Genomic DNA, 24,891 nt, shown 5'->3' on the forward strand with positions numbered 1-24,891 from the left:
TATTGTTGTTTGGAATTTAATGTATTATTACAAATGTTAATGATTAATTATACAAAAGGGGATATTGATGATTATTGTGCCGTGTGAAAATACAGAGGATATTTGCCAAGTAATACATCTCGCCTTTGAACGTTATAAGGAAGATCCAATTCCATCGAGTACGTTAGTGGAAACGCCACAAACAATTGAAAAGGAATTGCAAAAGGGGATTCGCGTTTGGGGTGGACGAATAAATGAACAGCTAGTCGCTATTGTAAAAATTGTAACTCAAGCAGATGCACTTCATTTTTCTCGTCTTTCAGTTTTCCAACTATGCAAGGAAAAGGATTTGCAAAGCAGTTTGTTCGCTTTATTGAAATGCAAGCAAAAATGGAAGGGAAGCGCTATGTTACATGCAAAGTTCGAAGCAGTGAGGAAGGGAATATTCAATTTTATCGTAAGGTTGGATTCGATATAGTAGCAGAGAAAACGATATGTTAAGTGTGCATGATTATAAGTAATGGCGAAAATTCAATTTCGGTAGTGTGCATCGGGAAGCCCATATTCCAGGTTAACTCTGGATAAGTGGGCTTTTTGCGTGCGCAAGTTTTTCTGCTGGGCGACCAATTGCATAGCCTTGTGCATAATGCACGCCTGCAGATTGAATAAATTCGTACTCTTCCTTCGTTTCAATTCCTTCCGCTATGACCTTTGTTCCAGACTGAATCGCATAGTTTAAAATGACCATTAACAGCTGTTGCTGTGCAGGATGCTCATTAATATTTTGAATAAGTGAACGATCGAGCTTAATAAATTCTGGCTTTAAGTAAATAAGCGTTTTTAAACTGTTATAGCCAGAGCCGACATCATCAACAGCAATTCGAAAGCCTTGCGAACGATAATGCGAGAGGACACGTGAAAACTCTTCAAAATCCGTCACCGCACTGCGCTCCGTTAGCTCAAACACCACTTGTTCCGGCTCGATGTTTAAAGAATTTAACAGTGTCAATGTTTCACCACTCTGGTAATTTTTATCGAGTAATATGTTTGGATGGATATTTATAAACAACGTGAAATTTTCTTCGGGGAATGTTTGGTGAAGTCTTTCATGGTATCGAAGCAATGATAAATTTCGGCAAAGGCATTCAAATGAAAAAACACGATTCGTTTGACCTACAAATTCGTAAAAGATATCTGGATTTTTAAAAAGGTTTGTACGAAAAGGGCGATTAAGTGCTTCAAAAGCAAATGTTTCATTGCTTTGCACATCCAATATTGGTTGGAAAAAAGTCGTCATTTTTTGCTTGGTAATAATATTCTTTAGAGAAAATAAGCGCGCTAAATGCAATATAGATTTATTTTTTAAAAACAGTGATTTCATATAATATTTAGGAGAGTTCCACATTTTTGCTTCAATAGTCGTTGAAAATTTCATTCGATTACACCCATTCTTTCCATTAGTAAATTCTATTTTAGCGTCGCATTATTATTTTTATATGTGAATATTGTAAAGAAATAATTAAATTATTTAACAATACGTAAAATATTTAAGAATACAAAATAATTAATAGTGTTAAGTAGAGAATTTAGGTATAAAGACCTTTTTTGGGGAATTAAAAAATATAATAAACAATACAGGAGCATTTTAATGATTATTGAGCCGTTAGAAATAGAAGAAGCTTGAACTTCATGGTGAAGGTGATGATCAAATTTTCGTATGTAAGTTTGGTTATCGAGAAAAACTATCTGCATTTAAAGCTCGTCGGAAAAAAGGGGGAGGCAAGGTTGATAAACGTAGTATACAGAAGTATATGAAAGTAGCAAGAAAAAGAAGTAAAGCCAATTAACAATGCAATTTCATATTTGTTAAAAGATATGAAATTTGATTAATAGAAAACTGACTGGTAAATGAAATATTCACCAGCCATTTTAAAAACTATTTTAATTATATTAATAACATAGCTTTTCCAAAATGAAGGATAATATATAAAATGAAATTGTTGATATGGTGAAGAATTCAGTGGCAAGAGCATGATTTCTTCCTAATCACAGAGCTATAACTGACGATTGGATCAATGAGGGGTGTGATATGGATCGCTGGTAGGGTGATGGAGGCGGCAATTTCACTTTAAAACATTGCACGGATTTCACTTATCATCAGTAAATTATAGGGTACAGTATAGATAAAGACCCATAACTATTAATTAAAGTAAATTGCTAAATAGTGTTGAAAGACTACGCACACCAAACCAAATGTAAGTGCATAACATACCTTGAAGATTTGTTTTTATAGTCAATGTAAAGAGGTGAAAATTTTTGGCTTCAAATTTGGATTACACATCCCCATCAACTCAATTCACTTTTGATGTAAATAAAAGTCTCCTGTTCAAAAAAGATAATAACAACTTTATTAACGTATTAGGTGTACAACAGTTGAATACATTGGAAAATGTATCTTTGCTAGATATTTTCCTAAGTGCTAATAATGTCGTAGAACCGCACTATCACCAAAATGCAGCAGAGTTAGTTTATTGTATTTCTGGTGCTGCTACTGTTTCAATACTGAATCCATTCACAAAACAACTTCTCAATTACCCAATTACACCCGGACAAGTGGCAAATATTCCACAAGGCTGGTGGCATTATGAAGTAGCTACAGTTGATAATACGCATCTTTTAGCAATTTTTGATGCGCCAACTCCTGAAGTAATATTGGGCTCTGACATTTTAAAATTTACTCCCGCAAATATCATGGCTCATACTTATTGCATGGATGAAAATCTATGGAAACAAGCTGTTGCACCAGTTCAACCATCCACATATATAGGTCCATATACAAATTGTAACAATGGAACGGTATACACTCCTCAACAGTATGTATATCCACAATATCAATGGCCGCAATATACTCCGCAAAACCAACAAATTACTTATATTACTCAGTATCCGCAATATTAAAATTAGCGGTTAAACAAACTAAAGAGCTATTATAGTTTCTGAACTATGGTTTAGAAGACATATTTTCGAAAGTACTTCTTGATTACGTTGCAAAAGATGCTTACAGACTCTGAGCTTAACTGATTAGTTACAAATAATTTATGCTAAAGTATCATTACATAAAGGAATTAAAGAATCCTTTTTTTAATTTACTAGTTTCAAAATAATTTAATCCTCAATCCTTTAATTTTGGAGATATTTTAGAGCAAATTTCCATTCGTTTCATGGAACTATAACGCAAGTATCTGATTTTATTACAGGTTAAAATGATAATAGAGAAAGTTGATATAAATTTTTCACTTTAAGAAATGAGTTAGGGTTAATGGTAAATTCCGTAGTTACACCTTCAACTTACTTAAGCACTTTATGCAAGCACTTCCAAGCAATGTGGATGGCGATATTATTAAAATAACATGGCTGTACTCTCAAAAGTTTTGGCAAGATAAACAGCCAATTCATGGGGTTATTTATTCAAGTGTACCTGGTGTTTCGGTTGTGGATTCATCGAAATAACAGGAGGATGCACCTGAAAATTGAAGAACATCTCATGAAAATGTTGTTGTCAATATTTGTGAAGTAGCTCTTTAATTCACCAATTTTATGGAAGGTGCTATTCAAGTAGAGTACACTGCAGTGGACGAATTAAGATTAAAAAAATAAGTTAATCCCATATCAAAAAGAAACACGCACCTGTTTTTTCAAACTAGCGCATGTTCCTTTTTGATATGGTTCTCTTTGTTATATCTAAATGCGATATTTTTTAAAGAGATGCCCCATTAAAACCGCCTCTATTGTCTATAACTGACATTAAGTTTAAAGATTGTGATCGGCAACTTAGAATGGATAGTTCATTGGTTTTACTTGAACAGATACCCATTTTGCTTGTGTAAATTCATCAATAATCCATGGGTTACCGAAACGACCCATTCCGCTGCCTTTCATACCGCCAAACGGAATATTGGATAAGCAGTTAACCGTTTGGTCATTCACGTGTGTCATACCAGCTTCAATTAACACTGCCATTTCTTCACCGATTGCTAAATCACTTGTGAAAACAGAAGAAGTTAAACCATACTCCGTGTCATTAGCAATTTCAATCGCTTCTTCATCAGTGGATGCTTTAATAAGTGACACAACCGGAGAAAAGAATTCTCTTCGTGCTAAACTACTAGCATTATCGACATTATCAAAGATGAATGGTGTTAAAATATTACCTACACGTTGACCCTCTAATAATAATTCATTGCCTTCCGCTTTTGCCTCTTCAATATAGCCTAATACTTTATCGATTTGTGCATGGTTAATCAGTGGACCAATAATTGTTGATGGATCTTTTGGATTACCATATGGAATTTGTTTTGCACGTTCTACAAACTTGCTAGCGAATTCTTCATATAGATCTTCATGCACGATAATACGGTTAATACTCATACAAATTTGACCTTGGTGTAAGAATTTACCCATGATTGCTGCTTTTACTGCCTGTTCAATATCTGCATCTTTCAAGACAACGAATGGGTTATTACCACCTAGTTCTAGTGCAGTACGTTTCAACATTTCACCTGCAACTTTACCAATATGTTTACCAACACCAGTTGAACCTGTGAAGCTAATTAATTTTGAATGCGGATGCGTAATCATTGTATCTCCGATTTCAGGTATATCTGTAAGAATTGAACTGAATACACCTGCTGGAATGCCCGCTTCTTCAAACGCTTTTGCAATAACAGAACCGCCTGAAATACCTGTTTGAAGATCTGCTTTATGCACAACTGTGTTCCCTAATGCTAATGCTGGCGCAATAGTACGCATAGATAAATATAGCGGGAAATTAAAAGGTGAAATAGATGCAATGACACCAAGTGGTAAGCGATAAACTTTATTCAATTTGTCAGGAATTGCAGATTCTACTGTTTTTACTGTGCCAACTTTGTCAATCATTTTTAAAGATTCTTCTAAATCAGCAATAACAAAGCTAACTTCTACATTACCTTTAAGCACACTACTACCAGATTCTGTAACTAATACATCTACAATTTCTTGTTGATGTTCTTTAAAATAGGCAATTGCCTTCTCAATAACAGTTTTACGAAGTTCAGCATTTTTTGCCCATTCTTTTTGTGCTGTATTTGCTGATTCGAATGCTGAATCCAATTGCGCTTTCGAAGCTATTGAAATATTGGCTAATACAGTATCGTCAAATGGGTTTAAATCGTTATATACACGATCAGTTTCCCCTGCTACCCATTCACCATTAATATAACTTTTGTTTAATGAAAAATATTGATTCATAAAAATTCCTCCAAATAATAAATTAAAGATACTTCCAGTTTAAAATTCAGGCTGTTTGCTTTTGATTTTGTACGATGGCATTGATTCGGTCTGCTGCTAATTTGCAGGCATTATAAATAAACGTCACAAGGTCGAAATGTAGTTTTGCCTTTCTCCCTGTTCGATGACGGACATTTTTTAATTGAAAATACTGTTTTAAATAAGCGTTTATTCGCTCAACGGCTGTTCGTTCTTTGTATAGATTTTTCCACAGTTCAGTGCCACGTGCTGTAAACGTATATTACCGAAGGGATTGGAATTATGAAATTAACTCAATTAATAGAAAAATATTTAAACATTATAAGTTTTGTCTAAAACTAAAATAGGTTTAATAGTTGAACCGTTTTTAGAATCAGCAAATGCTTGTTCAATTTGATTAAATTCATAAAATTTCACCAGTTTATCTACCGGAAATTGGCCATTTTTAAAGAATTGAACTAATTTTGGAATGATTAATTGTGGTACTGCGTCGCCTTCAATAACACCTTTTAATGTTTTTGCAGGACCAACGATGTCTGTGAACACGTTTAATGTTAAGTCACGTTTACCAACAGCTACAGAAGCAATTTCACCTTTTACACGTAATGAGCGAATGCCAGCTAATGTTACTTCTGGAACACCAGTAGTTTCTAATGCATAGTGGGCACCTTTTTCAGTAATTTCAATAATACGTGTTGTTACGTCTCCTTGCTTACTGTTAATTGTGTGTGTTGCACCTAGCTCTTTTGCTAATTCAAGACGACTGTCATGAATGTCTACAGCAATGATTGGGTAGCATCCAGCAATTTTTGCTGCCATCATACCTGCTAAGCCTACAGCACCAGTACCGAATATAACAAAGCTTGATCCTGGTTCCGGTGCTAGTGAATTTAATACTGTTCCACTACCAGTCATGATACCGCAGCCCAAAGGTCCAAGATAGCGTAGGTCGATTTCTTTATCAACTTTAACGACATTACCTTCATCAACTGTTGCATAAGTAGCGAATGAAGATTGTCCGAAGAATTGAGATACATCTTGATCGTTTTCTGTGTGAAGTGGTGTTTCACCATGTTTATTTTTACCACCGAAGTTTAGAGGAAGCATGTTCTCACAGCCACCAGCATTACCATCTAGGCAATTATCGCAGTGACCGCAGTAAGTGAAACCAAGTACAACATGGTCCCCTGGTTGAACTGTTGTTACGTTTGCCCCAACTTTTTCTACAATCCCAGCACCCTCGTGGCCAAGAACGGCTGGGTAAGGAACAGGTGTAGATTTATCTAAAACAGTTGCATCCGTATGACAAACACCTGTTGCAACTATTTTCACTAATACTTGATCAGATTTAGGCTCATCTAAAACCAAAGTTTGTTGCTCGAAATCAATACCATCAGTTGTTACCATTGCTTGAATTTTCATGTGAATACCTCCTAGAAGTTGAAACGAATAAGATACAGTGGTTATGATAGTATTACCCGCTCAAAGATAGATTAATTATAGGTAGCGGAAAATTTGTATTCAATCATTAAAAAAATAATTTTGTATAGGTTTCCATCAACTAATTGTAAGATGTATTGGTATTCAACATTATTTTAAAAATGTCTATTTTGGAGGGAAGGTTGATGGAAAAGAAAGAAGACCGTCGCATTGAAAGGACTAAGGATCAACTTAGGCAAACATTGAAAACACTTGTGGTAAAGAACGGTTATACGAATGTACGTGTAAAGGACATTGTGGAAACGGCTAACTATAACCGGACGACATTTTATGTGCATTACGATGGCAAGGATGAGCTAGCTGCAGAAATTATTGCTCTCGAAATGAAAGATTTTTTATATGAATTTTGTAAACCAGTTCGAGATAATCCAATATTAGATTTACGTAAAATGGACGCTTCAGGGACGGACGTATTTCATTATATTAAAAAGAATCGAAGCTTTTATGATTTACTTGTGCTTGAAAATACGCTACCAAATATTAATCAAACTTTATTAACAGAACTACAAGGAATATTTCAAAATCGCATGTATTTTTTAGGGGATCAAGCTACTGAAATTAACGCACAGTACTTTATTCATTATCGCTCATATGGGATATATGGATTTATTTTAGAATGGATTCGAAGTAGTTATGATGCAAAACCAACAGAAATGGCGAGGCGGATTATTAATTTGTTACACTATCATTCCCCGCTTATGTCTAAAAACATAAAAGATGATGAATCACCCTTACAATAGTAATGAGTAACACAAAAAATAAATAATTAATAAACGCAAGGGAATGTAGAGGGTATATAAGATTATTTTTATAGTATATATGGTTCAAATATGTATAAATAATGAACTTTTTGCTGAAAAGTCTGATAAAATAATATACATTTAAAGTAAACCCGTTCGGATTACTAGACACTGAAAAGGTAGGTGTATACTATGAAAATTTCGAGCTTATTGCATGGTTTCAATCCTGATTTAGAGGAAAGAAAACGCCCCATCCAGCGTAAAATCGTTGGAGATGCTTATAAAAAGCATGCTAAATATACGGATGCAAGCAAAAAACCAATTCTTCAAGCGCTTGAAAATTTACTATCAGGTAAGACGGAAAAAGACTTGCATAAGGCAGATGCAGCTGCTCGCAAAGAAACTTCGCAATCCGTTGTTGAAGCAATTGTACAACCTGAAGGAAAAAATGAAATCGATCAGTTAAAGCTAATGGAAAGAGAAGTTGTTGCTCATGAAAGTGCGCATAAAGCAGCTGGCGCGAATGTGACAGGTGGTATTAGTTACTCCCACGCAACCGGTCCAGATAATCAACGTCACATTACAGGTAGCGAAGTTTCCATTCACTTGCCAAGTACGGGTGAATCAGATAGTACGATTTCTCTGCTTGAAAAGGTGCGTCAAGCGGCCCTTGCACCTGCTGAGCCGTCCGTGCAGGATTTACGTGTTGCAGCAAGTGCTTCCACGCAAATTCAGCAAGTACGTGCAGAGCAAAATGGCGATGCTTTTGAGGAGGAAAGGGTAGCTCCATTTGCAGAGGAAGACTTTGCATATGTAGTTCCAGAGCGTTTCCGAAGCGATTTTACACGTGATCCACAGGAACGGACGGTTTTCGGAAAAGAGTTAGAAAATCTTTTATTCCAGCGCACGTATAATAAAGCAGTAGAAAAGTATTCATCGCATATTACGATGGTGAAATTGGGATACAACCCTTTAATTGAGCCTACCTTTTCACAATCAGCATAATGGAACAAGGCTTGCCCAACTAATATCGGGTGAGCTTTTTTGTGTAACGAAAAGTTATTTTGGTTTGTTATACTAATTAAAGAATGAAAAAGCAAAGGGTGTATAGGATGGCAAAGAAAAATGTGAAAACAAATGCGATTCGATTGATTGAACAGCAAAAGATTCCGCATGAAGTATTTGAGTATACGACAGAAGATGGGGAGGCTGTTGATGGTGTAACTGCTGCCAATAAAATCGGTCAACCCGTCGAACGTGTTTACAAAACGTTAATTGCAACTGCTGGAAAAGGTCATTTTTTTGTATTTGTCATTCCGGTAGCAACTGAGCTTAATTTAAAGGCTGCAGCAAAAGCGGTTGGGGAGAAAAAAATTGAAATGTTGGCCACGAAAGAGCTACTTAGTTTAACGGGCTATATACGTGGTGGCTGCTCACCTATTGGGATGAAAAAGCTGTTCCCAACATATATCGACGAAACAGCCGAGTCACTCGATTATTTCATCGTAAGTGCAGGGAAAATTGGCATGCAGTTAAAGCTCGCGCCAGCCGATTTAGCAAATGCAACGAAAGCCAAGTTTGCTTCAATTATTGTCAGTGAGTAGATAGAACGTCTAAGCTGTTCCCATTGCACGCCCGATTTAAATAATGTATAAAGATAGAAACGTTTATAACTAGAGAGAGAAGGATTTATGTGTCAAAGAAATTAAAATGGCAATGGGGATGCTTCTTTGTTGGATTGATGGTCATGTCGCTTGGTATTACAATGACCATCAAAGGAAAGGCAATTGGAACAAGTCCGTGGGATGTCTTACATATTGGTTTATTTAAACAATTCGGCTTAACAATTGGTTTGTGGTCGATTTTAACAGGACTATTTATCATTTGTGTCACTTCCCTTTATTTAAAGCAATTCCCAAAATTAGCGACGCTTTTAAATATGATTTTAATCGGTTCGTTTATTGATTTTTTTAACTGGTTATTGCCATCAACAACAATGTTTGGATTTGAATTACTGTATTTTATTACTGGATTTTTTGTAATGAGCATAGGCTGTGGGCTATATATTGCTGCAAGTCTGGGTGCTGGTCCACGCGATACGGTCATGATGATTATCGCGAGCAAAGGATTTTCGGTTAAAACAGGACGCACCATTATGGAAGTCATTGCAGCAAGTTGCGGTTTGTTGCTCGGTGGTCCAGTAGGATTTGGAACTGTTATTTTAGCATTAGGTACAGGCTATATTATTCAGCCCGCATTAATTTATTTTAAACAGAAGCTCGAACAAATTATTGGGGAACCACTCATATAGAGGTGGGAGACTTCTGCTGAAAGAAGTTAAAATTATCAGATTATGATAAAATGAAACTGATGTTAGAACAGAAAGGATGATCAAGCATGTCAAACGTATTAACGACATTTTTAGATGAAAATTTAAATGTATTACGCTCGCAAGGTTTATACAATGAAATCGATCCTGTTGAAGGTGCAAATGGTCCTATCATTCAAGTGCGCGGTCAGCAACTAATCAATTTATCATCAAATAACTATTTAGGCTTAGCAACAAGTGATGAGCTAAAGCAAATTGCCAAAAAAACAATCGATACATATGGTGTCGGTGCAGGTGCGGTTCGTACAATTAACGGGACACTTGATTTACATGTAAAGCTTGAAGAAACATTAGCGAAATTTAAAGGTACAGAAGCAGCTATTAGTTATCAATCAGGCTTCAACTGCAATATGGCGGCAATTTCTGCGGTAATGGATAAAAATGATGCGATTTTATCGGATGAATTAAACCACGCTTCAATTATTGACGGCTGCCGTTTATCAAAAGCAAAGATTATTCCTTTTGCCCATGCGGATATGGATGATCTACGCGCAAAAGCAAAGGCAGCAAAGGAATCAGGTCTTTACAATAAAGTAATGGTCATTACAGATGGCGTCTTTTCAATGGATGGCGATATTGCGAAACTGCCGGAAATTGTAGAAATCGCAAAAGAATTTGATTTAATTACGTATGTAGATGATGCACATGGTTCGGGTGTAACAGGTAAAGGCGCCGGAACAGTGAAGCATTTTGGGCTTCAAAACGAAATTGATTTCCAAATCGGCACGTTGTCAAAAGCAATTGGTGTTGTTGGGGGCTATGTAGCGGGTAAGAAAAATTTGATTGACTGGTTAAAAGTTCGCTCTCGTCCATTTTTATTCTCAACAGCGTTACCACCAGGCGATGTTGCAGCGATTACGCGTGCGGTAGAAATAATTATGGAATCTACAGAGTTACATGATCAGCTTTGGGAAAACGGTCATTATTTAAAAGCGGGTCTTGCCAAATTAGGTTTCAATATTGGGGCATCTGAAACACCGATTACACCGTGTATTATTGGGGATGAAAACTTAACACAAACATTCTCAAAACGTCTATCTGAAGAGGGCGTTTATGCAAAATCAATCGTTTTCCCAACAGTTGCAAAAGGCACAGGTCGCGTACGCAACATGCCAACTGCAGCCCATACAAAAGAAATGCTAGATGACGCACTTGTTATATATGAAAAAGTAGGTCGTGAGTTAGGCGTAATTAAATAACGATATATAAAGCTAGAAACGAAATTTGTTTCTAGCTTTTTTCTTTAATATAGGGCATTACCGAGTTGCGATTGGCGAAAATCCCCAATTTCTCAACACGTCGTATTGCTTCACGTAAGCGTTCTTCATCTACTAATAACCCAACGCGGATGTAACCTTCTCCGTATTGACCAAATCCATTGCCTGCAGCGACCGCAATATCTGCTTTATCCAGCAATAAATTGGCAAATGATTCGCTCGTATAGCCGGATGGTACAGGGAGCCATGCAAAGAATGAACCTTTTGGCGCGGTTATTTTCCAACCGATTTTATGCGCTTCTTCAACAAGAACATTTCGGCGTGTTTCATACATAGAACGCAACTGTTCAACGCATGCCTGCTCATCATTTAATGCCGTTGCGGCAGCGTGTTGAATAGCAGGGAATTGACTACAAAATAAATGATCTTGAATGATGTTAATCGCTTCAATCATTTTTGCATTTCCAACGGCAAAGCCAATACGCCAACCAGCCATATTATAGGATTTTGATAATGTATAAAGCTCGATTCCGATTTCTTTTGCATCCTTTACTTGTAGGAAACTTGGTGAACGCTCTCCATCAAAACCAATAGAACCATAGGCAAAATCATGGGCAACTGCGATATGGTGTTCCTTTGCAAATTGAACCGTTTGCTCAAAAAAGGCAGCCGTTGCTGTACTACCTGTTGGATTGTTTGGATAGTTTAAATACATGAGTTTTGCACGTTTACAAATTTCAGGGCTTAAAGCTTCGTAATTGGGTAAAAATTGATTTTCAGCCGTCAATGGCATCGTATCAAAGTTTACATCCGCAAGCGCGACACCAGATAAATAATCGGGGTAGCCTGGGTCTGGTAAAAGCATATAATCATCAGCATTTAATAGGGCAAGTGGCAGTTCAACGAGTCCTATTTTTGTTCCACCTAAAATAGCCACTTCCGTATTTGGATCGATGTCGACATCATATTCTCGCTTGTAAAAATTTGCTGCTGCTTGACGAAGCTCTGCAATTCCACGAAAAGGTGAATATTTATGCGTTTGAGGGTTTGATACAGCGAGTTGTAGCGCTTCAATAATATGGTTTGGCGTCGGCTGATCAGGATTGCCCTGTCCCAAGTTAATAACATCACGACCCTCTGCTAAGGCTTGATTCACTTTATTGACTAATGCGGCGAAAAATTGTGGAGGGAGCTGCTGAAGTTTTTTCGAAAATTCCATGTACAATCACCTTTTCTTCATATTAGTGGAATAATCGTATGCTTTTTATAGATTTAAGTAAAGTGAAAATTATGATAGCTTTGTTCGTAGTGATAAAATGAGCGTAATTGATAAAAAAAACATGTTAAAATGAAGAAAGAAGTAAAATTAATAAGGGCGGTGTCGGTTATGAAAATCGGGTGTATTCAATTGAATGTTGGGTTTGGTAAAGTTGATGAAAATTACGAACGTGCGGAAAAGTTAATTCGTGAAGCGGTAGTAGGTGGCGCAGAAATCGTAGTCCTTCCAGAAATGTGGAACACGGGCTATGCGTTAGAAAAGCTTGAGGAATTAGCAGATGTAAATGGTGAACGTACGAAAGTATTTTTAAGCGCATTAGCAAAAGAGTTGACGGTACATATTGTAGGTGGCTCAGTTGCCGTAAAGCATAATGATAAGTTTTATAATACGATGTACACATACAATCGTGATGGTAAATTAGTTGGTGAATATAGCAAAGTGCATTTATTCCGCTTAATGGACGAGCATTTGTATTTAGAGTCTGGCGATACGATGAATCGTTTTGCACTAGGGGAAATTGAAGCAGGTGGCGTTATTTGCTATGATATTCGTTTTCCTGAATGGCTAAGAGCACATGCATTAAATGGAGCAAAGGTGTTGTTTATTCCTGCGCAATGGCCAACACCGCGCATTGATCACTGGAAAACATTATTACAGGCGCGCGCCATTGAAAATCAATGCTTTGTTGTAGCGGTCAACCGCATTGCACGCAAAGTGGAAAATTTCAACGGCCAATCGATGATTATCGGTCCATGGGGTGAAGTGTTATGGACAGGTGCAGAGGATGAGGAATTAGCGATTATTGAAGTTGATTTTTCATTAGTGGATGAAGTGCGAGGGCGCATCCCGGTGTACGAAGATCGTCGCCCAAGTTTATATGAGGCTGTTGTTAAATAATGATATGAAAAAACGAAGCGCATCGGTAATCGGTGCGCTTTTTGTTTGACTAATAATGTTGCGATTTTAGGGAAATCTACATATGATAGAACATCTGCGTGCAGTTATGGGTCAATCAATTACGCTTTGGCGTAATTGCGTCCAGATTTTTTCGAGCATGCTCGAAAAGCCCCCTTAAAAATCTGTGACATCCGCCGGGGGCTTTAACTTGATTCATCCGGGGGTCAAACCCCGGATAAATCAAGTTAAAATGAAACGACTATTTCACACGCACAATTGTATTGCTAGAAAAGAAAATTAATTAAATATTGTATTATATAAAAGAACACCGTATAATAACCCTCAACGAAAGTTGTTCGCAATAAGGTTTACACGTGTTTTTGTGTATTTTTACAGAGGACAATTGTTTTGTGACAGAGGAGGTATCATTGTGAAGAAGATTATTGTGACCGGTGCTTTAGGTCAAATTGGTTCTGAATTAGTAGAGAAATTACGTAATACGTACGGTGTTGATAATATTATGGCAACAGACATTCGTAAAATAGAAAGCGATCAAGGTCCATTTGAAGTGTTAGACGTAACGGATGGCAAGCGTATGCACGAGTTAGCTCATGATTTTGGTGCGGACACTATGATTCACATGGCCGCTCTGTTATCTGCGACTGCCGAAAAAAATCCAGTATTCGCGTGGAATTTAAATATGGGTGGCTTAATGAATGCGTTGGAAGTAGCTCGTGAATTAAATATGCAATTTTTTACACCAAGCTCAATCGGTGCATTTGGTCCATCGACACCAAAGGACAATACACCTCAAGATACATTACAGCGCCCAACAACAATGTATGGGGTAAACAAGGTGGCAGGAGAATTACTTTGCGATTATTACTACACACGCTTTGGTTTAGATACGCGCGGTGTACGATTCCCTGGTTTAATTTCATATGCAACGCCTCCAGGAGGGGGAACGACAGATTACGCGGTCGACATTTATTATAAAGCGATTTTAGAAGGTCGTTACACATCATATATTGCGGAAGGTACTTACATGGATATGATGTATATGCCTGATGCTCTACAAGCAATTGTTGATTTAATGGAAGCAGATCCAACAAAGCTTATCCACCGCAACGCCTTTAATATTTCGGCAATGAGCTTTGAGCCGTCACAAATTGCCGCGGAAATTAAAAAGCATATACCAACGTTTGACATGAGCTATGAAGTCGACCCAGTTCGCCAAGCTATTGCAGACAGCTGGCCAAATGCTATCGACTCAACTGCAGCAATTAATGAGTGGGGCTTTAAAGCGCAGTATAATTTAGAAAAAATGACGATCGATATGCTTGAAAAATTACATTTGCGTTTAGAAAAGAAAATCATTTTATAATTCAAAATAAAAAACCACCATCTTGACCTCATTACAGTCAAAATGGTGGTTTTCACTGTTAAGCTGCTTTTCGACTCACAAAAAATCGTTTAATAAGCGTCAGCCCTAAGTTGAAAACGAAAATAATTAACGCTACACGGAAAAAAGCGATAAAGTATTGCCACATTGTCGTACTTTCAATGAAAAGCTGTGGCATGTCTTGTACAAGTTCATACGTAAAATATCCCGCGATAAAAAGAAAAAAGAGTCCAGCAAAAAAATCCTTCTTTTTCATACGCAATCCCCCTCGTATAAGTTTATTTCACTTTACCATATGATGGGAAGAGGAGATAGATTAAAGAACGGTTACTTTTTTTGACGCATGAACAAGGGATTCAATCGTCGTCCAATCCTGCTGCTCCAAAGCGGCGACAATTTGACTGCCAACAATGACCCCATCTGCAATAGCACTAAAATTTTTGACATGTTCTGGAGTAGAAATGCCAAACCCGGCCAATATAGGAACCGCACTATGTTGCTTCAATACTTTAAAATGAGCTTGTAAATTTTCTGCAAACTCCGCTCGAATCCCTGTTGTTCCGTTTACTGTAACCGCATAAATAAAGCCTTCACTCGCCGCTGCTAATTTTTTTACACGCTCAAGAGGGCTCGTTAATGAAACAAGTTGTACTAATGCGATGCCATGCGTTTTTAATGCTGGATGTAGGAGTGCACTTTCCTCTAAGGGCATATCAGGAACAATCAAACCGCGAATTCCAGCAGCATAAGCATCGCGTGCAAAAGCTTCAATGCCATAAGCTAATATTGGATTTAAGTACGTCATCGCAACGAGTGGCACCGAAATGTCATCTGCAAAGCGAGAAAGTTCCGCTAGTACATTGCGTAACGTTACCCCGTGAGCAAGGGCGCGTTCTCCAGCTTTTTCAATCGTTGGTCCGTCTGCAACAGGATCGGTAAAAGGAATGCCAATTTCAATCGCGGAAACGCCAAGCTGCTGCAATTTTAAAATCGTTGGCTTTAACGTTTCAAGTCCACCATCACCAGCCATTATATATGGAATGAATGCCTTATCTCCGCGTGCAAGTATTTGCTCAATTGTTTGCTGTAAAATCATTGCTCAACGTCTCCTAACTTTTCCATTAATGTGTGCACATCTTTATCCCCTCGACCTGATAAGCAAACGACAATAATTTCGTCTACTGGTCGTACTTTCGCAAATTCAGCCGCATAATAAATGGCATGGGCACTTTCAATCGCGGGTAAAATTCCTTCCGTTTCACAAAGGAGCCTTACACCTCGTAATGCCTGTTCATCTGTGACAGAAGGATACTTAGCACGATCGATTTCATGTAAATAGCAATGCTCTGGTCCAACACCTGGATAATCGAGCCCAGCAGAAATGGAATGCGCCTCTTGAATGAAGCCATTTTCATCCTGTAATAAATACATAAATGCCCCGTGTAGTACGCCGGTTTTGCCAACATGAATGGCTGCCGCATGCTGATTCGTGTCAACGCCCTCGCCAGCTGCCTCAATGCCATAAAGGGCAACATCCGTATCTTCAATAAATGGATAAAACATGCCGATTGCGTTACTTCCTCCACCAATACATGCAAATACTGCATCTGGTAAACGGTTTTCCTGCTCAATTATTTGCACGCGCGTTTCATCTCCAATAATACGTTGGAAATCTCGAACGATTGTAGGGAAGGGATGCGGGCCGAGTGCAGAGCCTAAAATATAATGTGTATCCTCGATATGTGTAACCCAGTGACGCAATGCTTCATTCACCGCATCTTTTAATGTAGCAGAACCTTTTTCCACAGCAACTACTTTTGTGCCGAGCAACTCCATACGGAAAACATTGAGCTGCTGGCGACGAACATCTTCAGCGCCCATATAGACGATGCATTCCATATCGAGCAGGGAACACGCAGTAGCCGTTGCAACTCCATGCTGACCAGCGCCAGTTTCTGCAACAATTTTCTTTTTTCCCATACGTTTAGCGAGAAGTGCTTGCCCAATGGCGTTATTAATTTTATGGGCGCCCGTATGATTTAAATCTTCACGCTTTAAATAAATTTTCGCACCACCCATTTTTTTTGTTAAGCGTTCAGCAAAATAAAGTGGTGTTTCGCGTCCGACATATTGCTTTAAATAATAAGCAAGCTCCTTCTGAAAATCAGGATCTTGTTTTGCTTCCTCATATGCGTCCTCTAATTCCTGTAATGGTGTCATCAATGTTTCAGGAACGAATTGCCCCCCAAATTGTCCGAAACGTCCTTTTGTTGTTGTCATAAAATTAATTCTCCTTTCGCTTTTTCAATAAATGTCTTAATGGCGTCGATATTTTTTTGTCCATCCACTTCAACTCCACTTGAAACATCCACTGCAAAGGGCTCGACAAGTGTAATCGCAAGCGCAACATTTTCTGCATTTAAACCACCAGCTAAAATCACTTTTTCCAGCGGGATTTTTACATCATCCAATAACGTCCAGTCAAATGAATGACCGCTTCCTCCTCGGTAATCCGTACTAGGTGCATCAAATAGATAGAAATCCACATCATATTTTGCCGCTTGTACTACATCCTCTTTTGAACGAATGGAAAATGCCTTTATGGATGGCAGTCCGATTGCTGCTATCATTTCAGGCGTTTCATCTCCGTGATATTGAATATAATCAAGGCCCACATTTCGAGCGATTCGTGCAATTATTTCAGGCGCTTCATTAACAAACACTCCCACTTTTTTTACCTCTTCCGGGATCATTGCGGCTAAATTGATTGTTTCCTCTACCGATATACGTCTTTTACTAGGCGCAAACATGAATCCGATAAAATCAGCGCCTGCCTGTATTGCCGCATCTACATGTTTGGTCTTTTTTAATCCGCAAATTTTTACTTTTGTCATCGATTTTCGCCATCCTTTGTCATTATGTCGATTTGTAGCGATTGAAGTGATTTTTTGACGTCACCGCTGCGCATTAATGATTCCCCAACTAAAACACCTCTTGCACCAGCTTTCGCCACGAATTGTGCATCTTCCACATCCCAAATGCCGCTTTCACTTATGAAGGCAATATCGGAGTGGGGGAGTTGCTCGGCGATTTCCTTTGTATGCAGTAAATTGACTTCAAAAGTATTTAAATTGCGGTTATTTACACCGACAATTTTCGCCCCAATTTTAAGTGCGCGCTGCAGTTCTTCCACATTATGTACCTCTACAAGCACCTCTAAATTTTGGGCAGTGGCATAAGCATGTAACGAGTGTAATTGGTCATCAGTTAGCGCAGCCACAATTAGTAAAATAACGGATGCCCCCGCAGCTTTTGCGTAATCAATTTGGACCGTATCAATCATAAAATCCTTGCATAATACCGGAACATTAACGGCGTTCGCAACCGCGTTTAAATCCTCGAATGAACCTTTAAAAAATGCTTGCTCTGTTAAAACGGAAATACATGCCGCGCCAGCTTCTTCATACTGCAGTGCCTGTGTAACAGGATCAATATGTGTCGCGATATCCCCTTTAGAAGGGGAGGCGCGCTTCATTTCAGCGATAATTTGTACTGTTTTTGTGTACTGCAATGTTTCGTATAAAGAGGGGCGCTGTTTTTGAACTGTTTGGAAGCTGGGCTCTTTTGCAAGTAAAGCAGGTAATTCCATTTTTTTTTGGTTAATAATTTTCGTTAAAATTGTCATTTTGATGCTCCCTCCTTTTCGACCTGCTCACTATAAGCAATGACATTGTGCAGCTTTTGCAGTGCGCGTCCTGAAAAAATGCTATCCTTCGCCATTTCAATCCCTTCTTTCATCGTTTCAGCTAATCCGTAAGCAAAAAATCCGATGCCCGCATTTAAAATAACCGTGTCGAAATATACACTTTGCTTGCCCGCTAATAGCTCGCGCATAATGTGCGCATTTTCCTGTGGACTGCCTCCGCGAATGGCCGATAATGGTTGCGCGGTTAATTCGACATCCTCAGCTCGCAATTTGAATGGAATAACATCTCCATAATCGAGTAAAACAAATGTATTTTCACCGTCCAATGAGGCCTCATCCATCCCTTGCGCACCCGAAACAACAACAGCCCGTTCGCGTCCAAGCATATGAAGAACTTCTGCATAATCAGTTGTGAAATTAGGGCGATTAATGCCAACAAATTGAGTTTTTAATGGTACTGGATTCGTTAGTGGTCCTACTAAGTTAAAAATGGTTGGCTTGCCGATTGCCTGTCGAATTTCCCCGATTCGTTTCAGCTTAGGGTGCATATTCGGTGCATGTAAAAAGGCAATGCCGTATTCCTTCAGTAAATCGGTTGTTTGCGCTGTATCGGGAATGAGTTTAATTCCAAGTGCCTCTAGAACATCCGAGCTACCTGATGAACTAGATACTTTCCGGTTGCCATGCTTCGCGACTAAAATGCCACCGCCCGCGAGTACAAAAGCTGCTGTTGTACTAATATTGAAGCTATGCAAGCCGTCGCCACCCGTCCCGCAGTTATCCATATAAATTCCTTCAGGCGCATTCATTTTGACTGCATGGGATTGCATAACTGATGCCAACCCCGCCACTTCATGGACCGTTTCTCCTTTGTTACTCATTGCAATAAGAAAGTCGGCGATTTCTTGTTTCGCAGTTTGCTCATTAAAAATATAGTGTGCGGCCTGCACCATTTCTTCAAAAACGAGATGTTCAGATCGTTTAAGTTGGTTAATAAACGGCTGTAATGACATATTCCTCATCCTTTCATAAGTGCGTGAAACGTAAGGTCAGACGCATCATTTGTCGTTTGGATATACGCTTTGTCGTCAATAATCGTCAAAGTTTTTACAGGTGTTGTAAAATCGACCTGACCATTAAATCCGATATAACCAATTAGCCCATCTTGTGGAATCAGCTGCTTGACAGCATCAATGGCGTGAAAAGCGGGGGAGAGTAACCCCGTCTGCAATGCGTTTTGTTTCTTTATGGAATTGGTTTGACATAATGTGTCGAGATTTGCCTCTTCATTCGTCGTAGAAAGCACGCCATCTCGAATTTGTAAAAAGCTTTTTGGAGAAGTCCCAATGACCGTGCATTCATCAAATTCGATGTAATACATATAAGCGGCCGCCTCCTGTACACGTAAATTTCGGTATAAGGCAAACACATCACCAGAAAATTGTGCGGTTGCTAGTTTCTGGGATTCTTGCTGTAATGAATGAAGTGTATAATACGTGTCACCTAAAGTGGAGTCGGTGAACAGTTCATCGATTAGTTGATCAATATTTGGTTCCACTTGTTCGGCTTCAATATTTGTATGGAAAACAGCAATTTCATCAGTCAAATGGTCAAAAATAATGAGCGTGTCATACACATGAAACTGGAGCGTCGGCACTGTTGACTGTAATGTTGCAGGAAGGGCATGAATATAACCAATGCCACCGCCCGTTAATGGATATTCCGTTTGGCTTGTAACACGTGGCATCACTTGTTTCAATAACGAAATGAGTTCACCTTCATAGTGATAGTGTTTATTGGTTAAATGCGAGAAATCCTGTAAATGTGTATCATTTCCGCTATAGGTTTTACGAGGATCGACGCCAATAAAGGAATAGCGCCCATTGCCTTCATTTTTTGTGGAACTCTCAAGTAAAAATTTCCGCTTTCCTTGTAGTCGCAAAAAAATAGAAATAGGGGTTAATAAATCGCCATTCACCTTTTTCATAGATGTACGAAATTTTTGCTTTAATGTCATATTGAACACTCCTTTAGTTTTAGAATCTATGACATCCGCCGGCGCTTTATCTTCGTTCAGTGTGCATTTGACCATACACTAATAATGACGAACAATGCATTCACCTCAACATTTATAGATGGGAGTCCTCTACTGAACGAAGATAAAAAAAAAGCCCTCAACAAAAGGAAAAATCCTTTTGTTGAGGGCGATAAATACCGCGTTGCCACCTCGATTGAAGCAAAACTACTACTTCCACTCATTCCTGATAACGGCAGGGAAACCGTCCACTAACTAACGCTAGTAGCTTTCATAAGGCCCATTCACATTTTTATTTTGACGCATTTTCACCAGCCATGCGCTCTCTAAGCAAAATCAGAAGAACTTCACCTTGCACTAAATAATGCACTGTCATGTCCTTACTGAGGTAGATAAGAAAGTTCCTTTTTCTATCCACCAAAAAATGCTACTCTTCTTATTCATCAATTTGACTCAACTCAGCTAAACTCATCTAAACTTTGCTAGTATGGTGGTCACGCTATCGCAACCTGCTACCATGTACACGAACAAATTAGAATAGAAACATTGTACTCATTATTAGAAAGAAAAGTCAAATAATTCCGAGAGGTAAAAATGAAAATAAAAAAACCAACTAACAATTGCTAGTTGGTTGAAACCATTTAGATTAATTTTTTGAAGTTTAATCGTTTATTCAGTGCGTACATAATCGGTGCACCTACAGCAAGGACAACGAACTCACCGAATGCGACAAAAGCCCATGTTTCCCAGAATGGTAAGTCCAACACAAGATTTAATTGCGCCGCGATAATAAACATTGTAAATGTAAATAACAATGTATTAATAATTAGGCGTGCCCAAATATTTTTCACGAACTTACAAATGACAATGAAAATACCTAATGTAATAATCGTGTGGCCAACACCAAAAATTAAATCCATTGGTCCAACTGAGGACATCAAGAAGTTAGAAATAAATACGCCCAATACCACACCAACCATATAGCGTGGGTTAAAAGCGATTAAATGGTTAAACATTTCGGCGATACGAAACTGTACTTGACCGAAACTAATTGGAGCAACAAGCATCGTTACTGCAATGTAAAGAGCAGCAATAATGGCACTCATAGCTAAAAATTTTACTTTCATAATTCAATTCCTCCTAGTTTTTTTACGTGGGATGGTTACGAACCACGATGCTTTTTGCATAAGGTAATATTTTAATATAATGACGGGACTTTCGTCAAATTTCACAATTATTTTTATATATTGTCACAAATTCAAAGAATACAGTAGTTTAGCGGTTTAAAGCGCCAAATTAATGAAAATAGTTAAAAATATAGGCGTGAAAATATGTCAGAAAATTCTAAATGTTATTGACTATCTGAAAACGTAGAGGTAATATAGCTTTAATTCACACTTCATCCAGATGAAGTGTGACACATAAAATAGAGAAAGAAATAGGGGGATTATTGTTAATGACTAAAAAGTTAATGAGGCTTTCGTTTTTAGTATTTGGGCTTCTTTTATTATTGGCAGCATGTGGAGGGGAAGAACAAGATTCAACATCTAAAAATGCGGATAATATTGGATCAGCCAATGCAGCCAAAACAGAGGACGGGAAAACATTTAAAATTGGGACAACTCAAATTGTTGAACATCCATCATTAGATGCAGCAAAAGCAGGATTCAAAAAAGCAATTGAAGATGCTGGTATTAAAGCAGAGTATATCGATAAATCTGCAAGCAACGATAACACGGCCAATTTAACGATTGCGCAACAGCTAGTAAGTGAAAATGTAGATTTAATTTTTGCCAACTCAACACCATCAGCCCAAGCCGTAAAAAGTGTAACGACTGAAATTCCAATTCTGTTCACATCTGTAACAGACGCGGTTGGCGCAGAATTAATTGATTCAATGGAAGCACCAGGTGGCAACGTGACAGGTACAATTGATTTACATCCAGAAACTATGCCAAAAACAATTGCATTCTTAAAAGAATTAGGTGTAAAAAATATCGGTATGGTTTACAACGCAGGGGAGCAAAACTCAGTAGCGCAAATTACGACAGTAAAAGAATTAGCAGCGAAAGAGGGCTTAACAATTGTTGAAGCGCCTGCATCTACTCCGGCAGAAGTGCAACAAGCTGCGGAATCTTTACTTGGTAAAGTAGAGGCGTTTTATATTATTACAGATAACACGGTAGTATCGGCTTTAGAATCAGTAATCGGTGTTGCAAACGCAAACAAATTGCCATTAATCGTAGGCGAGCTTGATTCAGTAGCGCGTGGCGGTTTAGCAGCGTACGGATTTGAATACTTTGATATTGGTTATGAAGCAGGTCAAATGGCGGCACAAATCTTATTAGAAGGTAAAACACCAGCTGAAATTCCAGCGGCATACCCAGCTAATTTAAAACTATTAATTAACGAAAAGACTGCGGAAACAATCGGTTTAGAAATTAAGCCTGAGTGGGAAGCAGAAGCACAGTAATACCGATTCGCGCTAAGATCTACTACTTAGCGCGAATCCTCATTTTAAAACAACTTAAACAATAAAAAACAGTTAGGAGATGGTTCAAAATGTTTACAGCTTTGTTTGGTTCAGTTGAGCAAGGGATCATCTATGCAATTATGGCGCTCGGGGTGTATTTAACATTCCGAGTGTTGGATTTTCCGGATTTAACAGTCGATGGTAGCTTTGTGACGGGGGCTGGTACAGCAGCAATGATGATTGTGCTTGGTTACAACCCAATTTTAGCGACAATCGTAGCAACCGTTGCTGGATTTATTGCAGGATGTATGACAGGTTTATTGCACACAAAGGGTAAAATCAATCCGTTACTATCTGGGATTTTAATGATGATTGCCTTGTATTCCATCAACCTCCGTATTATGGGAATAACATCTGACACAGGGGTAACACGTCCAAATATTCCATTATTAAATACGGAAACAGTGTTCACGATGTTTAACGACTTCTGGTCAAAACTAGGAATTGATAATGTACTTTCAAATGCAGTAACAGCAATGGGAGGCAAATCACTTCCATCGTCATGGGGCATTTTAATTTTCATGATGGTCGTAACAATTGTCATCAAATTCGTAATGGATCGATTCTTAAAAACAGAAATTGGGCTTGCTATTCGAGCGACAGGGGACAATAAACGAATGATTCGAAGCTTTTCTGCCAACACAGATTCTTTAATCATTTTAGGTCTCGGCTTATCAAACGGGATGGTGGCATTATCTGGTGCGTTAATTGCCCAGTATACAAAGTTTGCGGATATCGGCCTTGGCATAGGGATGATTGTTGTCGGATTAGCCTCGGTTATTATAGGTGAAGCCATTTTTGGTACGAAATCAATCGTACGCACAACATTTGCAGTTATTGCGGGTGCGGTTATTTACCGTTTAATTTATGCTCTTGCGCTGCGTGTTGGCTGGTTAGACACGGGGGATATGAAATTAATTACCGCAATTATCGTCATTTTAGCATTAATTATTCCACAAGTTTTAAATAAGCAACAAGAGAAGAAACGTAAGGCAAAGCGTTTAGCGGCGCGGGTAGCAGCTCAAAAGGCGACGATAAATGTAGAGCAAGGGGGAAATGGTCTTGCTTAAACTAGATGGCATCAACAAAATATTTAACGAAGGTACACCGGATGAAAAAAATGCATTAGACAATATTAATTTGTATTTAGCAGCGGGTGATTTTGTTACAATTATCGGCAGTAATGGTGCAGGGAAGTCAACGATGATGAATATGATTTCTGGTGCATTGACCCCGGATTTTGGATCGGTTGTCATTGATGGCAATGATTTAACGCGTATTCCTGAGCATAAACGCGCGGTGCATATCGGACGCGTTTTCCAGGATCCAATGGCGGGTACGGCACCCTCTATGACGATTGAGGAAAACTTGGCAATCGCGTATTCACGAAATGCAAAACGTGGATTACGTGGTGGTGTAGATAAAAAGCGTCGGGAATTTTTCAAGCAATCATTAGAAAAGCTTCACCTTAATTTGGAAAACCGTTTAACTGCTAAGGTCGGATTACTATCAGGTGGTGAGCGCCAAGCGTTAAGCTTGTTAATGGCGACGTTTACAAAACCAGCCATTTTATTATTAGATGAACATACAGCAGCCCTTGATCCGTCACGTGCAGAGCTCATTACAAAGCTAACAAAGGTGCTTGTTGAGGAAAGTAGCTTAACGACGCTTATGGTAACGCACAATATGCAGCAGGCGCTGGATTTAGGAAATCGCCTCATTATGATGGACAAAGGTCAAATTATTTTGGAAGTCGGTGCGGAACGAAAGTCTGCATTAACCATTCCAGATTTAATGGCTGAATTTGAACAAATTCGCGGAGAAAAAATGAATTCAGACCGCGCATTACTAGGATGAAAGAACAAGCCCGTATTCCTTCATATGAGGAATGCGGGCTTGTTTGTTTC

24 protein-coding genes, 2 pseudogenes, 1 riboswitch and 1 other annotated feature are annotated in these 24,891 nt (G+C 38.5%); of the genes and pseudogenes, 13 read left to right on the forward strand and 13 right to left on the reverse strand.

Annotated features, from left to right (window positions below; genetic code table 11):
- Positions 1–357: 357 nt before the first annotated feature.
- Complete coding sequence (locus tag CSE16_RS22140) at positions 358–480, forward strand: N-acetyltransferase (RefSeq protein WP_371514629.1); 123 nt, start codon at positions 358–360, stop codon at positions 478–480.
- 70 nt (positions 481–550) lie between these two features.
- Here the strand turns inward: CSE16_RS22140 and CSE16_RS01990 are convergent, their stop codons facing one another.
- On the reverse strand, positions 551–1,414 hold the full coding sequence (locus CSE16_RS01990; protein ID WP_172954343.1) for an EAL domain-containing protein: 864 nt from the start codon (positions 1,412–1,414) through the stop codon (positions 551–553).
- Between the two features lie 238 nt (positions 1,415–1,652).
- On the opposite strand from CSE16_RS01990, the pseudogene CSE16_RS21700 reads away from it, so the two are divergent.
- A pseudogene (locus CSE16_RS21700) lies at positions 1,653–1,869 on the forward strand (hypothetical protein); the annotation flags it as partial.
- A gap of 426 nt (positions 1,870–2,295) precedes the next feature.
- Complete coding sequence (locus CSE16_RS02000) at positions 2,296–2,937, forward strand: cupin domain-containing protein (protein WP_099422321.1); 642 nt, start codon at positions 2,296–2,298, stop codon at positions 2,935–2,937.
- Positions 2,938–3,810: 873 nt separating this feature from the next.
- Here CSE16_RS02000 and CSE16_RS02005 read toward each other — a convergent pair.
- From CSE16_RS02005 to CSE16_RS02015, 3 genes and pseudogenes are all read right to left on the reverse strand, one after another.
- Positions 3,811–5,268, reverse strand: a complete 1,458-nt coding sequence (locus CSE16_RS02005; RefSeq protein WP_099422322.1) for an aldehyde dehydrogenase family protein — start codon at positions 5,266–5,268, stop codon at positions 3,811–3,813.
- A 46-nt stretch (positions 5,269–5,314) separates the two neighbouring features.
- Positions 5,315–5,548: pseudogene (locus CSE16_RS02010) on the reverse strand (transposase); the annotation flags it as partial.
- Positions 5,549–5,598: 50 nt separating this feature from the next.
- Positions 5,599–6,708: an NAD(P)-dependent alcohol dehydrogenase gene (locus tag CSE16_RS02015; protein ID WP_099422324.1), complete on the reverse strand. Its 1,110-nt coding sequence runs from the start codon at positions 6,706–6,708 to the stop codon at positions 5,599–5,601.
- 203 nt (positions 6,709–6,911) lie between these two features.
- Here CSE16_RS02015 and CSE16_RS02020 point away from each other — a divergent pair, with 203 nt between their 5' ends.
- The 5 genes from CSE16_RS02020 (at position 6,912) to CSE16_RS02040 (ending at position 11,114) form a co-directional block, all read left to right on the forward strand.
- Entirely contained in the window at positions 6,912–7,526 is a 615-nt protein-coding gene (locus CSE16_RS02020; protein WP_099422325.1) for a TetR/AcrR family transcriptional regulator, read from the forward strand.
- Between the two features lie 192 nt (positions 7,527–7,718).
- The gene (locus CSE16_RS02025; protein ID WP_099422326.1) at positions 7,719–8,531 is read left to right on the forward strand and encodes a putative metalloprotease CJM1_0395 family protein; all 813 of its coding nucleotides are present in this window, start codon (positions 7,719–7,721) and stop codon (positions 8,529–8,531) included.
- 107 nt (positions 8,532–8,638) lie between these two features.
- Complete coding sequence (gene ybaK / locus CSE16_RS02030; RefSeq protein WP_099422327.1) at positions 8,639–9,130, forward strand: Cys-tRNA(Pro) deacylase; 492 nt, start codon at positions 8,639–8,641, stop codon at positions 9,128–9,130.
- 89 nt (positions 9,131–9,219) lie between these two features.
- Positions 9,220–9,837, forward strand: coding sequence for a YczE/YyaS/YitT family protein (locus CSE16_RS02035; protein ID WP_099422328.1), 618 nt, complete (start codon positions 9,220–9,222; stop codon positions 9,835–9,837).
- 86 nt (positions 9,838–9,923) lie between these two features.
- Entirely contained in the window at positions 9,924–11,114 is a 1,191-nt protein-coding gene (locus CSE16_RS02040) for a glycine C-acetyltransferase (protein ID WP_099422329.1), read from the forward strand.
- A gap of 31 nt (positions 11,115–11,145) precedes the next feature.
- Here the strand turns inward: CSE16_RS02040 and CSE16_RS02045 are convergent, their stop codons facing one another.
- Complete coding sequence (locus CSE16_RS02045) at positions 11,146–12,351, reverse strand: pyridoxal phosphate-dependent aminotransferase (protein ID WP_099422330.1); 1,206 nt, start codon at positions 12,349–12,351, stop codon at positions 11,146–11,148.
- 168 nt (positions 12,352–12,519) lie between these two features.
- Between CSE16_RS02045 and CSE16_RS02050 the strand changes: the two genes are divergently transcribed.
- Both CSE16_RS02050 and CSE16_RS02055 read left to right on the forward strand, forming a co-directional pair.
- Positions 12,520–13,308, forward strand: a complete 789-nt coding sequence (locus CSE16_RS02050; RefSeq protein WP_099422331.1) for a carbon-nitrogen family hydrolase — start codon at positions 12,520–12,522, stop codon at positions 13,306–13,308.
- A gap of 430 nt (positions 13,309–13,738) precedes the next feature.
- Positions 13,739–14,692 carry an L-threonine 3-dehydrogenase gene (locus CSE16_RS02055; protein ID WP_099422332.1) on the forward strand — a complete coding sequence of 318 codons (954 nt, stop codon included), beginning with the start codon at positions 13,739–13,741 and terminating at the stop codon, positions 14,690–14,692.
- 58 nt (positions 14,693–14,750) lie between these two features.
- Here the strand turns inward: CSE16_RS02055 and CSE16_RS02060 are convergent, their stop codons facing one another.
- The 8 genes from CSE16_RS02060 to CSE16_RS02095 all read right to left on the reverse strand — a co-directional run bounded on the left by CSE16_RS02060 (position 14,751) and on the right by CSE16_RS02095 (position 21,578).
- Entirely contained in the window at positions 14,751–14,966 is a 216-nt protein-coding gene (locus tag CSE16_RS02060) for a sulfate permease (RefSeq protein ID WP_099422333.1), read from the reverse strand.
- A 60-nt stretch (positions 14,967–15,026) separates the two neighbouring features.
- Entirely contained in the window at positions 15,027–15,806 is a 780-nt protein-coding gene (gene trpA / locus CSE16_RS02065) for a tryptophan synthase subunit alpha (protein WP_099422334.1), read from the reverse strand.
- Complete coding sequence (trpB, locus tag CSE16_RS02070) at positions 15,803–16,990, reverse strand: tryptophan synthase subunit beta (RefSeq protein ID WP_099422335.1); 1,188 nt, start codon at positions 16,988–16,990, stop codon at positions 15,803–15,805. The genes trpA and trpB overlap by 4 nt, the downstream gene beginning before the upstream one ends.
- Positions 16,987–17,604 (reverse strand): phosphoribosylanthranilate isomerase, encoded by a 618-nt coding sequence (locus CSE16_RS02075; RefSeq protein WP_099422336.1) that lies wholly within the window; start codon positions 17,602–17,604, stop codon positions 16,987–16,989. Before CSE16_RS02075 ends, trpB begins: the two co-directional genes overlap by 4 nt.
- Positions 17,601–18,395: an indole-3-glycerol phosphate synthase TrpC gene (gene trpC, locus CSE16_RS02080; protein ID WP_099422337.1), complete on the reverse strand. Its 795-nt coding sequence runs from the start codon at positions 18,393–18,395 to the stop codon at positions 17,601–17,603. Before trpC ends, CSE16_RS02075 begins: the two co-directional genes overlap by 4 nt.
- The gene (trpD, locus tag CSE16_RS02085) at positions 18,392–19,429 is read right to left on the reverse strand and encodes an anthranilate phosphoribosyltransferase (protein ID WP_099422338.1); all 1,038 of its coding nucleotides are present in this window, start codon (positions 19,427–19,429) and stop codon (positions 18,392–18,394) included. The genes trpC and trpD overlap by 4 nt, the downstream gene beginning before the upstream one ends.
- Before the next feature lie 5 nt (positions 19,430–19,434).
- A complete protein-coding gene (locus tag CSE16_RS02090) occupies positions 19,435–20,433 on the reverse strand; it encodes a chorismate-binding protein (RefSeq protein WP_099422339.1) in 999 nt (332 codons plus the stop codon).
- A 180-nt stretch (positions 20,434–20,613) separates the two neighbouring features.
- Positions 20,614–20,904, reverse strand: a binding site (T-box leader).
- Positions 20,905–21,092: 188 nt separating this feature from the next.
- Positions 21,093–21,578 (reverse strand): QueT transporter family protein, encoded by a 486-nt coding sequence (locus CSE16_RS02095; RefSeq protein ID WP_099422340.1) that lies wholly within the window; start codon positions 21,576–21,578, stop codon positions 21,093–21,095.
- Between the two features lie 7 nt (positions 21,579–21,585).
- Positions 21,586–21,630: riboswitch (PreQ1 riboswitch) on the reverse strand.
- A 277-nt stretch (positions 21,631–21,907) separates the two neighbouring features.
- Here CSE16_RS02095 and CSE16_RS02100 point away from each other — a divergent pair.
- The 3 genes from CSE16_RS02100 to CSE16_RS02110 all read left to right on the forward strand — a co-directional run bounded on the left by CSE16_RS02100 (position 21,908) and on the right by CSE16_RS02110 (position 24,841).
- Entirely contained in the window at positions 21,908–22,924 is a 1,017-nt protein-coding gene (locus CSE16_RS02100) for an ABC transporter substrate-binding protein (protein ID WP_099422341.1), read from the forward strand.
- Between the two features lie 89 nt (positions 22,925–23,013).
- Positions 23,014–24,054 (forward strand): ABC transporter permease, encoded by a 1,041-nt coding sequence (locus CSE16_RS02105; protein ID WP_099422342.1) that lies wholly within the window; start codon positions 23,014–23,016, stop codon positions 24,052–24,054.
- Positions 24,047–24,841 (forward strand): ABC transporter ATP-binding protein, encoded by a 795-nt coding sequence (locus CSE16_RS02110; protein WP_099422343.1) that lies wholly within the window; start codon positions 24,047–24,049, stop codon positions 24,839–24,841. The genes CSE16_RS02105 and CSE16_RS02110 overlap by 8 nt, the downstream gene beginning before the upstream one ends.
- Positions 24,842–24,891 lie beyond the last annotated feature (50 nt).

Source organism: Solibacillus sp. R5-41 (assembly GCF_002736105.1).
In the GTDB taxonomy this organism is placed as follows: Bacteria; Bacillota; Bacilli; order Bacillales_A; family Planococcaceae; genus Solibacillus.

Bases quoted from the DNA above. Each gene is read 5' to 3' on its own strand.
- CSE16_RS22140 (WP_371514629.1), top strand. From the start codon at position 358: ATGCAAGCAAAAATGGAAGGGAAGCGCTATGTTACATGCAAAGTTCGA.
- CSE16_RS01990 (WP_172954343.1), bottom strand. From the start codon at position 1,414: ATGAAATTTTCAACGACTATTGAAGCAAAAATGTGGAACTCTCCTAAA.
- CSE16_RS02005 (WP_099422322.1), bottom strand. From the start codon at position 5,268: ATGAATCAATATTTTTCATTAAACAAAAGTTATATTAATGGTGAATGG.
- CSE16_RS02015 (WP_099422324.1), bottom strand. From the start codon at position 6,708: ATGAAAATTCAAGCAATGGTAACAACTGATGGTATTGATTTCGAGCAA.
- CSE16_RS02020 (WP_099422325.1), top strand. From the start codon at position 6,912: ATGGAAAAGAAAGAAGACCGTCGCATTGAAAGGACTAAGGATCAACTT.
- CSE16_RS02025 (WP_099422326.1), top strand. From the start codon at position 7,719: ATGAAAATTTCGAGCTTATTGCATGGTTTCAATCCTGATTTAGAGGAA.
- ybaK (WP_099422327.1), top strand. From the start codon at position 8,639: ATGGCAAAGAAAAATGTGAAAACAAATGCGATTCGATTGATTGAACAG.
- CSE16_RS02040 (WP_099422329.1), top strand. From the start codon at position 9,924: ATGTCAAACGTATTAACGACATTTTTAGATGAAAATTTAAATGTATTA.
- CSE16_RS02045 (WP_099422330.1), bottom strand. From the start codon at position 12,351: ATGGAATTTTCGAAAAAACTTCAGCAGCTCCCTCCACAATTTTTCGCC.
- CSE16_RS02050 (WP_099422331.1), top strand. From the start codon at position 12,520: ATGAAAATCGGGTGTATTCAATTGAATGTTGGGTTTGGTAAAGTTGAT.
- CSE16_RS02060 (WP_099422333.1), bottom strand. From the start codon at position 14,966: ATGAAAAAGAAGGATTTTTTTGCTGGACTCTTTTTTCTTTTTATCGCG.
- trpA (WP_099422334.1), bottom strand. From the start codon at position 15,806: ATGATTTTACAGCAAACAATTGAGCAAATACTTGCACGCGGAGATAAG.
- trpB (WP_099422335.1), bottom strand. From the start codon at position 16,990: ATGACAACAACAAAAGGACGTTTCGGACAATTTGGGGGGCAATTCGTT.
- CSE16_RS02075 (WP_099422336.1), bottom strand. From the start codon at position 17,604: ATGACAAAAGTAAAAATTTGCGGATTAAAAAAGACCAAACATGTAGAT.
- trpC (WP_099422337.1), bottom strand. From the start codon at position 18,395: ATGACAATTTTAACGAAAATTATTAACCAAAAAAAAATGGAATTACCT.
- trpD (WP_099422338.1), bottom strand. From the start codon at position 19,429: ATGTCATTACAGCCGTTTATTAACCAACTTAAACGATCTGAACATCTC.
- CSE16_RS02090 (WP_099422339.1), bottom strand. From the start codon at position 20,433: ATGACATTAAAGCAAAAATTTCGTACATCTATGAAAAAGGTGAATGGC.
- CSE16_RS02095 (WP_099422340.1), bottom strand. From the start codon at position 21,578: ATGAAAGTAAAATTTTTAGCTATGAGTGCCATTATTGCTGCTCTTTAC.
- CSE16_RS02100 (WP_099422341.1), top strand. From the start codon at position 21,908: ATGACTAAAAAGTTAATGAGGCTTTCGTTTTTAGTATTTGGGCTTCTT.
- CSE16_RS02105 (WP_099422342.1), top strand. From the start codon at position 23,014: ATGTTTACAGCTTTGTTTGGTTCAGTTGAGCAAGGGATCATCTATGCA.